The sequence below is a fragment of the Streptomyces sp. genome, assembly GCF_031178505.1.
Lineage (GTDB): Bacteria > Actinomycetota > Actinomycetes > Streptomycetales > Streptomycetaceae > Streptomyces > Streptomyces gulbargensis.
The window spans coordinates 1-9,114 of sequence record NZ_JAPSIW010000221.1 but is presented as its reverse complement, the minus strand read 5'-3'; the positions used below and the strand labels follow the sequence as shown (position 1 = coordinate 9,114).

Here is a 9,114-nt window from a genome sequence, read left to right as displayed (position 1 = left end):
GGATCACCCCGGAGCAGATCGGGGCCGTGGTCGTCTCCACGGTCTCGCACTTCAAGCAGACCCCGGCCGTCGCCACCGAGATCGCCGACAAGATCGGCGCCGGCAAGCCGGCCGCGTTCGACATCTCTGCCGGCTGCGCGGGCTTCGGTTACGGCCTGACGCTCGCCAAGGGCATGATCGTCGAGGGTTCGGCGGAGTACGTGCTCGTGATCGGCGTCGAGCGGCTCAGCGACCTGACGGATCTGGAGGACCGCGCCACGGCCTTCCTCTTCGGCGACGGCGCCGGCGCCGTGGTCGTGGGCCCCTCCGACGAGCCGCACATCGGCCCCACGGTGTGGGGTTCCGAGGGCGACAAGTCCGAGACGATCAAGCAGACCGTGCCGTGGAACGAGTTCCACGTCGGCGACGTGTCGAAGCTGCCGCTGAACGACCAGGGCGAGATCAAGTTCCCGGCCATCACGCAGGAGGGTCAGGCGGTCTTCCGCTGGGCCGTCTTCGAGATGGCGAAGGTCGCCCAGCAGGCCCTGGACGCCGCCGGCATCTCGGCGGACGACCTGGACGTCTTCATCCCGCACCAGGCGAACATGCGGATCATCGACTCGATGGTGAAGACGCTCAAGCTGCCGGAGCACGTCACGGTCGCGCGTGACGTCGAGACCACGGGCAACACCTCGGCCGCCTCGATCCCGCTCGCGATGGAGCGGCTCCTGGCGACCGGGCAGGCGAGGAGCGGCGACACCGCGCTCGTCATCGGCTTCGGGGCGGGTCTCGTGTTCGCCGCGACGGTCGTTACCCTCCCCTAGGCACACCGGATCCCCGGAAGCCCCTTACCGAAGCAACCCACAGAAGGAGCGCCACCATGGCCTTCACCCAGGACCAGCTCGTCGAAGGTCTCGCCGAGATCGTCAACGAGATCGCCGGCATCCCGACCGAGGACGTGAAGCTGGACAAGTCCTTCACCGACGACCTGGACGTCGACTCGCTGTCCATGGTCGAGGTCGTCGTCGCCGCCGAGGAGCGCTTCGGCGTCAAGATCCCGGACGAGGACGTCAAGAACCTCAAGACCGTGGGCGACGCCGTCGACTACATCCTGAAGCACCAGGACGGCGGCATCTCCAAGGGCTGAACCAGCCCTCGCTGACCCGGCCAGCCACCCGGCGGTGGCGCCGTATTCCGACCATCACACACATGGAGAACGAATTCCTGTGAGCTCGACCAATCGCACCGTGGTCGTCACCGGTATCGGCGCAACCACACCGCTGGGTGGCGACTCCGCATCGACCTGGGAGGGTCTGATCGCGGGGCGCTCCGGCGTCCGGCCCCTGGAGGGCGAGCGCTTCGCCGAACTGCCCGTCCGGATCGCCGCGACGGCCGCCGTCGACCCGGCCGACGTCCTGCCCCGCCCGCTGGCCCGCAAGCTGGACCGCTCGGCGCAGTTCGCGCTGATCGCGGCCCGTGAGGCGTGGGCCGACGCGGGCTTCACCGCCCCCGCCGGCGAGGACGAGAAGGTCGCGCCCGAGCGGCTCGGCTCCGTCATCGCCTCCGGCATCGGCGGTGTCACCACCCTGCTCGACCAGTACGACGTGCTGAAGGAGAAGGGCGTCCGCCGCGTCTCCCCGCACACCGTGCCCATGCTCATGCCCAACAGCCCCTCCGCCAACGTGGGCCTGGAGGTGAACGCCCGGGCGGGTGTCCACACCCCGGTCTCCGCCTGCGCGTCGGGTGCCGAGGCGATCGGTTACGCGGTCGAGATGATCCGCACCGGCCGCGCCGACGTGGTCGTGGCCGGCGGTACCGAGGCCGCGATCCACCCGCTGCCGGTCGCCGCCTTCGCCAACATGATGGCGATGTCGAAGAGCAACGACGACCCGGCGAAGGCCTCGCGCCCGTACGACACCGACCGTGACGGCTTCGTGCTCGGCGAGGGTGCCGGTGTCGTCGTCCTGGAGTCCGAGGAGCACGCCAAGGCGCGCGGCGCCCGCGTCTACTGCGAGGTGCTCGGCCAGGGCCTGTCGGCCGACAGCCACCACATCGCGCAGCCCGAGCCGACCGGCCGGGGCATCGCCGCCGCCCTGCAGAACCTGCTGGACGCGACGGACCTGAAGCCGGCCGAGGTCGTCCACCTGAACGCGCACGCCACGTCGACGCCGCAGGGCGACGTCGCCGAGATCAAGGCGCTGCGCAAGGTCCTGGGCGACGACCTGGACCACGTCGCGGTCTCCGCGACGAAGTCGATGACCGGTCACCTCCTCGGCGGCGCCGGCGGCATCGAGACCGTCGCGACGGTCCTGGCGCTCCACCACCGGCTGGCCCCGCCGACGATCAACGTCGACCAGCTCGACCCGGAGGTCGACGCGGACATCGTCCGTGACGAGCCCCGTGAGCTGCCGCAGGGCACCATCGCCGCGATCAACAACTCGTTCGGCTTCGGCGGCCACAACGTGGTCCTCGCCTTCCGGACCGTCTGACGCACGGCACGCGCACGCGTGAGAGGCCCGCTCCCCTGCCGGGGAGCGGGCCTTCGGCGTCGAGGGGGCCGGGTCAGACGACCTGGTGCAGCCAGCGGACCGGCGCGCCCTCGCCGGCGTACCGGAAGGGCTCCAGCTCGTCGTCCCAGGGCTTGCCGAGCAGCTTGGCGATCTCCACCTCCAGCTGGGTCTCGCCCTGCGCGGCGCGGGCGAGGGCGGCCCGCAGCCGGTCCTCGGGGATCAGGATGTCGCCGTGCATGCCCGTGACGGCGTGGAAGATGCCCAGGTCGGGGGTGGCGCTGTAGCGCTCGCCCTCGGCGGTGGGGCAGGGCTCCGCCGTGACCTCGAAGCGGAGCATCTGCCAGCCGCGCAGCGCGGAGGCCAGCTTGGAGGCGGTGCCGGTCTCGCCCTGCCAGGAGAACTCGGCTCTCCAGGTGCCGGGGGACGCCGGCTGACGGATCCAGTCGAGCTGGACCCTCGCACCGAGGACGCCCGCCACCGCCCATTCGACGTGCGGGCACAGCGCGCGCGGTGCGGAGTGAACGTACAGAACTCCACGTGTCGTCACCGGGACCTCCAGTGTGGGACGAGGTTCGCCTTTCCCAGCGGCCTCGGTAAACAGCATCAGGCGCGAAGCTTCGCAAACCATCAAAATTGGGACAGCATGTGACGTGATGTAATTTACCGGAGCCGGTCGGCAAAGGTGCCTCTGGTTCGACGGGGGAAAAGCTACCGTGCCGCACCGTCATCGGGGTGACGTACGGTCGGTCCGGGGGCGGGTGAACACGAAGCTTTCACCCACCAGGACGCCGGAGGAGGGGCCCTCGGATGCACGGCCGACGCCGTTTCCGCACCACCGCCGTCGCCGTCGCGGCGGCGGCGCTGCTCGGCGCGGGCACACTGGCGGGCTGCTCCGCCGGTGCCGAACGGCCGCCGGCGGCCTCCGGCACGGCCCCGGCGCCCCGCGCGGCCTCTTCCGCCCCGGCCGCGCCCTCCGCGCCGGTGACGGCGCCCTGGCTCGGTTCCCCCGCCTCCGTGGCCGCCGTCGGGGATTCCATCACACGCGCCTACGACGCCTGCGGGGTGCTCTCCGACTGCCCGGAGGCCTCCTGGGCGACCGGGACGGACCCGGCCGTGAACAGCCTGGCGCTGCGGCTGCTCGGCCCCGGGCGGGTGGCCACGCACAGCTGGAACCTGGCCCGGTCGGGCTCGCGGATGGTGGAGCTCCCGGAGCAGATGGCCCGCGCCGCCGCCCACCGGCCCGCCCTCGTGACGGTGATGACGGGCGCCAACGACGCCTGCCGGAAGACCCCCGATCTGATGACGCCCGTCGAGGACTTCCGCTTCTTCTTCGAGACGGCGCTCGCCCGGCTCCGGGAGGAGTCCCCGGCGTCGCGGGTGTACGTGGCGAGTGTGCCGGATCTGATGCGGCTGTGGTCGACGGGCCGGCTCAGCCCGATGGCCCGAGAGGTGTGGAAGCTGGGCGTCTGCGGGTCGATGCTGGCGGAGCCGCAGGACGACAGCCCGGCGGCGGAGCGCCGCAGGGCCCGCGTCCAGGAGCGGGTGCGGGCCTACAACGAGGTCCTTGCGGAGGTGTGCGCGAAGGACCGCCTCTGCCGGTACGACGGCGGGGCGGTCCACGCATTCCGTTTCGGCGGCGGCCAGTTGAGCCCCTGGGACTGGTTCCACCCGAGCCGTGACGGCCAGGCGCGGCTGGCCGAGCTGGCGTACCGGCGGATCACGGCCGGCTAGAGCTTCAGGACCGTGATGAGCCGGATGTCCGTGAGGGAGTGCGCGGCCAGCAGCCGGTAGGTGCCGGGCACCACCGTCCACGCGTGCCGCTCCTCGTCCCAGACCTCGTAGGCGCGGCGCGGCAGCCGGACGCTCGTCTCGACGGTCCGGCCGGGGGCGGCCTCGACGCTCGTGAAGGCGGCGAGCCAGCGCGCCGGGCGCTCGGCCGGGTCGTCCTCGGGTGCCAGGTAGAACTGGACGGTCTCGCGGCCGGGGCGGTCGCCGGTGTTGGTGAGGCGGACGGTGGCGCGGTCCGGGGTGGCGTCGAGGGAGTCGTACGACCAGGTGGTGTAGCCGAGGCCGTGCCCGAAGGGGTACGCGGGGGCGGCGCCGGCCCGGTCCCAGGCGCGGTAGCCGATGAAGAGGCCCTCGCGGTAGGGGAGGGTCCCGCCGGTGGGGGTGACCTCGGTGACGGGGGCGTCGGCGAGGGTGGTGGGCCAGGTGGTGGGGAGCCGGCCGCCGGGCTCCCCGGCGCCGGTGAGGACGTCGGCGAGGGCGGCGCCGCCCTCCTGGCCGGGGAACCAGGTGAGCAGGATCGCGGCCACGTCCTCGCGCCACGGCATTTCCACGGGGGCGCCGGAGTTGACGACCACGACGGTGTTCGGGTTGGCGGCGGCGACGGCCCGGACGAGGTCGTCCTGGCGGCCGGGGAGGGCGAGGTCCCGGCGGTCGAAGCCCTCGGACTCGACGCGTTCGGTGGTGGCGACGACCACGACGGCGGTGTCGGCGGTGCGGGCGGCCTCGGCCGCTTCGGTGATCAGTTCGCCGGGGTCACGGCGGGGACCGAGGTGGACGAGGGAGAACATGACCGCCGGGAGGGGGGCGGCGAACTCCTTGTCGAGGGTGTGCAGGAGGGACACCTCGACCGTCTCGCCCTCGGTGAGGGCGACGGTGCCGCGCTCGACCGGGGAGCCGAGGAAGGCCTCGAAGGGGTCGGTCTCGGGGCCCATGGCCTGGACGCCGTCGAAGAGGACTCGGCCGGCGACGGTGAGGGTGAAGGCGCCGAGGCCCCTGGTCCCGAAGGAGTGCGCACCGCTCTCGCGCGGGGTGAAGGTGCCGGTGATCTCGACGGAGGCGAGGTTCGCGTGGGTGACGCCGGCGGGGAGGTCGTCACCGATCCACTGGACCTGGCCGGTGGGCAGGCCGCTCTCGCCGATGACGGTGCCCGCGGCGTCGCGGCACACCGCGCGGAGGGTGAAGCCCGGCCCTGCGGGGGCGGGTTCGTCGCCCGGCTCGGCGCCGATCGAGAAGGTGAGCGTCCCCTCGGGGAGGGCGGCGGTGAGTCCGTCGAGCGGGGAGACCACGTGGCCGGGGAAGACCTGGGCGGAGCCGCCGCCGAGGACGCGGGCGTCGCGGGCGGCGGCGCCGGAGAGGGCGACGGTGGTGCCGGGCGGGAGGGGCAGGGCGTCGTTCTCGTTCCGTACGAGGACGAAGCCCCGGCGGGCGATCTCGCGGGCGAGGGCGGCACCGTCGACCGGGGCCGGGTGGGTGGTGACGGCCGGAAGGACGCCGTCGAGGGCGCCGACGCGTGCGGCGAGCCGCAGGACGTTCCGTACGGCCCGGTCGACGGTGGACTCGGGGACCTCGCCGGCCCGGACGGCGGCGGCGAGGGCCTCGCCGTGGACGGTGGCGGGGCCGGGCATGGCGATGTCGAGGCCGCCGGTGATGCCTCCGACGGTGGAGCGGGCGGCCAGCCAGTCGGAGACGTTGACGCCGTCGAAGCCCCACTCCCCGCGCAGGACGCCGTCGACGAGGGGGCCGTGCTCGGTCATGGTCACGCCGTTGACCTGGTTGTAGGCGGTCATGAGGGCCCAGGGGCGGGCCTGCTCGACGATGGCTTCGAAGGGGGCGAGGTAGAGCTCGCGCAGCGGCCGCGGGGCGACCCGGTTGTCCACGGTGAAGCGGTCGGTCTCGGCGTCGTTGGCGACGAAGTGCTTGACGGTGGCGGCGACGCCGCCGTCCTGGACGCCCAGGACGTAGCCGGTGCCGATCGCCCCGGTGAGGTGGGGGTCCTCGCTGTAGGCCTCGAAGTGGCGTCCGCCCAGCGGGGAGCGGTGGAGGTTGACGGTGGGGGCGAGGAGGACGTGGACGCCCTTGCGGCGGGCCTCCTGGGCGAGGAGGCGGCCGGCGCGGCGGGCGAGGCCGGGGTCCCAGGCGGCGGCGAGCGCGGTCGGCGAGGGCAGGGCGACCGAGGGGTCGTCGGCGGTCCAGCGGACACCGCGGACGCCGACGGGTCCGTCGGACATGACCAGGGAACGCAGTCCGATGCCGGGGACGGCGGGCAGGGACCACATGTCCTGCCCGGCGAGCAGCAGGGCCTTGGTGTCCAGGTCGAGCTTCCCCAGGGCGGCGTCGACGGCCGCCTCCCGCGCGGCTTCCGCCGCCGCGTCCGGCTCCTCCGCGTCCGTGGGGGCTCCCGCGTCGGTCCGCGCCATGGCCGTACCTCCTCGTCGACGTACCGGTGGCGTCATCGTGCACCCGGAAACCGGTGAGCCGGTAGACAATGAGACCTTTTCGTTATCTACAAGGGGGGAGGTACCGTCCTGTCGACGGAGCTGCGAGAGGGGGCCGGGACGATGGTGCGGGCCAGGAGCGAGGAGCGGCGCGCGGAGATCCTGCGCGCCACGCTCGAAGTGATCGCCGAACGGGGCTACCGGGGCGCCACCCTCGGGGCGGTGGCCGAACGCGTCGGCCTGACCCAGCAGGGGCTGCTCCACTATTTCCCGACCAAGGACGCGCTGCTCGTCGCCGTCCTGGCGGAGCGCGACCGCTGGGACACCAGCGGCGGGCCGGGGCGGGACGGCTGGCGGCTCGAACTGCTGGACTCGCTGGTCGAGTACAACGCGATGCGGCCGGGCATCGTGCAGACCTTCTCCGCGCTGCTCGGGGAGAGCGTGACGGACGGCCACCCGGCCCGGGAGTTCTTCACCGAGCGGTACGCGCAGGTGCGGGAGAACATGGCCCGGGTGCTGCGCCTGGAGTTCGGCGAGCGCCTGCCGGGCGGCCTCACCCCCGAGCGCGCGGCCCCTCTCCTGACGGCCGTGATGGACGGACTCCAGTACCAGTGGCTCCTGGACCCCTCGGCCGTCGACATGCCCGCCGCCTTCCGGGACTTCCTGGGGCTGCTGTACGGCACGGGGCGCGACGGGCACGGGTGACCCGCCCCGGGACGGGTCAGCGGGCGACGGCGGCGAGGTCCTCCGCGAGGAGGGCCGGGTCGGCGGTCAGGGCGGCGTGGACGGCCTCCAGGAGCGGAAGCTCCGCCGGGGTGGCGCCGGTGGCGAGGGCGACGTCCTTGGCGGCGAGCGCGACCGGGAAGTACGAGCCGGTGGCGGTGGCCCGGGCGACCGCGCCCGCCAGCGGCCCCTGGCCGAGCGTCCGCAGAGCCAGGTCCCGGGGCAGGCCGAGTGCTCCGGCGAGCGCGAGGGCCTCGGCGACCAGGGCGACCCCGCCGATCGCGGCGTTGATGAGGACCAGCTTGAGCGCGGCGCCGGTGCCGGGCCCGCCGCAGGCGGTGACCGTACCGAGCCGCTCCAGGATCCCCGCGACCGGCGTGGTGTCGCCGCCGGCGAGGATGAGCAGCTCACCGGAGGCGGCCCGGTCGACGCTGCCCATCACCGGGGCGTCGATCAGGGTGACCCCGGCGGGGAGGCGGCCGGTCAGTTCGCGGACCGCTCCGGGGCCGATGGTGGAGGTGTCGACCCAGATCGTGCCCGGACGCAGCGCCGGCACGAAGGCGTCGGCGACGGCGAGGGCGGCGGCCGGGTCCGCCAGCATGGTCAGGACGACGTCGGCGTCCCGCACGGCCTCGGCGGGACCGGCGGCGCGGACGGCGCCCGCGGCGACCAGGTCGTCGGCCTTGGCGGCCGTACGGTTCCAGACGGTGAGGGCGTGTCCGGTGTCGAGCAGCCGGCGGGCCATGGGCAGGCCCATGGAGCCGGTGCCGAGGAAGGCGATCCGCTGCGAAGAGGGCTGGTCGGTGGGGCCGTTGGTGGCGGTGAGGTCCATGTCCCCGACGCTACGGGCGCCTGTGGCATGCGACCAGCGAATGTCTAGCATGGTCTCCATGCCCTTCCCTCATGGCCTGTACGAGGTGTTCCTCGCCGTCGCCCGTGCCGGGTCGTTCACGGCCGCCGCACAGGCGCTCGGCTACACGCAATCGGCCGTCTCCCGGCAGGTCCAGTCGCTGGAGGCGGAGGTCGGCGCGGAGCTGTTCGAGCGGCTGCCGCGCGGGGTGCGGCTGAGTGAGGCCGGCCGGGTCCTGCTCCCCCACGCCGAGGCCGTACGGGACCGGCTGTCCGCCGCGCGGGCCGAACTGGAGGCGCTGCGCACCCTGGACGGGGGGCTGCTGCGGCTCGGGGCCTTCTCCAGCGCGACCGCCGCCCTGGTCCCCCGGGCGCAGGCGGTGTTCCGGGAGCGGCACCCGGGGGTGGTGGTGACCCGGGTCGAGGGGCCCTCGGTCAAGCACCTGGGGCTGGTCGGGGCCGGGGAGGAGGACCTGGCGGTGGTGAGCCCGCCGCCCGGTACTCCCCCGCCGCCGGGTGTGACGCTCCACCACCTGCTCGACGAGCCGATGCTCGTGGCCCTCGGCCGGGACCACCCGTGCGCCCGGCGGCCGGCGGTACGGCTCGCGGAGCTGGCGGAGGAGGAGTGGATCGTGGGGCGGGAGCGACTGGAGGACACGCTGTTCCGGCCGGTGGTGGCCGCCGGGTTCCTGCCGCGTACGGGGCTCCTGGCGCACGACTGGATCGCCAAGCTGGGGGCGGTGGCCGCCGGGCTCGGGGTCACCCTGGTGCCGGCGCTCGCGGCGGCGGCGGTGCGGCCGGACGTGGCGCTGGTGGCGGTCGATCCCGGG

9 protein-coding genes are annotated in these 9,114 nt (G+C 73.8%); 6 read left to right on the top strand and 3 right to left on the bottom strand.

The window, feature by feature from the left end:
• The 3 genes from RIF68_RS16680 to fabF form a co-directional block, all read left to right on the top strand.
• Positions 1 to 803, top strand: an 803-nt coding sequence (locus RIF68_RS16680; RefSeq protein ID WP_309052054.1) for a beta-ketoacyl-ACP synthase 3, incomplete at its 5' end; no start/stop codon positions are given.
• A gap of 56 nt (positions 804 to 859) precedes the next feature.
• Positions 860 to 1,126 (top strand): acyl carrier protein, encoded by a 267-nt coding sequence (locus RIF68_RS16675; protein ID WP_309052053.1) that lies wholly within the window; start codon positions 860 to 862, stop codon positions 1,124 to 1,126.
• Between the two features lie 79 nt (positions 1,127 to 1,205).
• Entirely contained in the window at positions 1,206 to 2,468 is a 1,263-nt protein-coding gene (gene fabF, locus RIF68_RS16670) for a beta-ketoacyl-ACP synthase II (protein WP_309052052.1), read from the top strand.
• Between the two features lie 73 nt (positions 2,469 to 2,541).
• Here fabF and RIF68_RS16665 read toward each other — a convergent pair whose 3' ends face one another.
• Positions 2,542 to 3,036 carry a DUF3145 domain-containing protein gene (locus RIF68_RS16665; protein WP_309052051.1) on the bottom strand — a complete coding sequence of 165 codons (495 nt, stop codon included), beginning with the start codon at positions 3,034 to 3,036 and terminating at the stop codon, positions 2,542 to 2,544.
• Between the two features lie 260 nt (positions 3,037 to 3,296).
• Between RIF68_RS16665 and RIF68_RS16660 the strand changes: the two genes are divergently transcribed.
• Complete coding sequence (locus RIF68_RS16660) at positions 3,297 to 4,220, top strand: SGNH/GDSL hydrolase family protein (protein WP_309052050.1); 924 nt, start codon at positions 3,297 to 3,299, stop codon at positions 4,218 to 4,220.
• On the opposite strand, the gene RIF68_RS16655 is transcribed toward RIF68_RS16660, so the two are convergent.
• A complete protein-coding gene (locus RIF68_RS16655) occupies positions 4,217 to 6,694 on the bottom strand; it encodes a glycoside hydrolase family 3 C-terminal domain-containing protein (RefSeq protein WP_309052049.1) in 2,478 nt (825 codons plus the stop codon). The genes RIF68_RS16660 and RIF68_RS16655 overlap by 4 nt on opposite strands.
• A 141-nt stretch (positions 6,695 to 6,835) precedes the next feature.
• Here RIF68_RS16655 and RIF68_RS16650 point away from each other — a divergent pair, with 141 nt between their 5' ends.
• A complete protein-coding gene (locus RIF68_RS16650; protein WP_309052048.1) occupies positions 6,836 to 7,417 on the top strand; it encodes a TetR/AcrR family transcriptional regulator in 582 nt (193 codons plus the stop codon).
• A gap of 16 nt (positions 7,418 to 7,433) precedes the next feature.
• On the opposite strand, the gene RIF68_RS16645 is transcribed toward RIF68_RS16650, so the two are convergent.
• The gene (locus RIF68_RS16645) at positions 7,434 to 8,267 is read right to left on the bottom strand and encodes an NAD(P)-binding domain-containing protein (protein ID WP_309052047.1); all 834 of its coding nucleotides are present in this window, start codon (positions 8,265 to 8,267) and stop codon (positions 7,434 to 7,436) included.
• Positions 8,268 to 8,325: 58 nt separating this feature from the next.
• Between RIF68_RS16645 and RIF68_RS16640 the strand changes: the two genes are divergently transcribed.
• Positions 8,326 to 9,114: LysR family transcriptional regulator (locus tag RIF68_RS16640; protein WP_309052046.1), on the top strand; the 789-nt coding region annotated here is incomplete at its 3' end.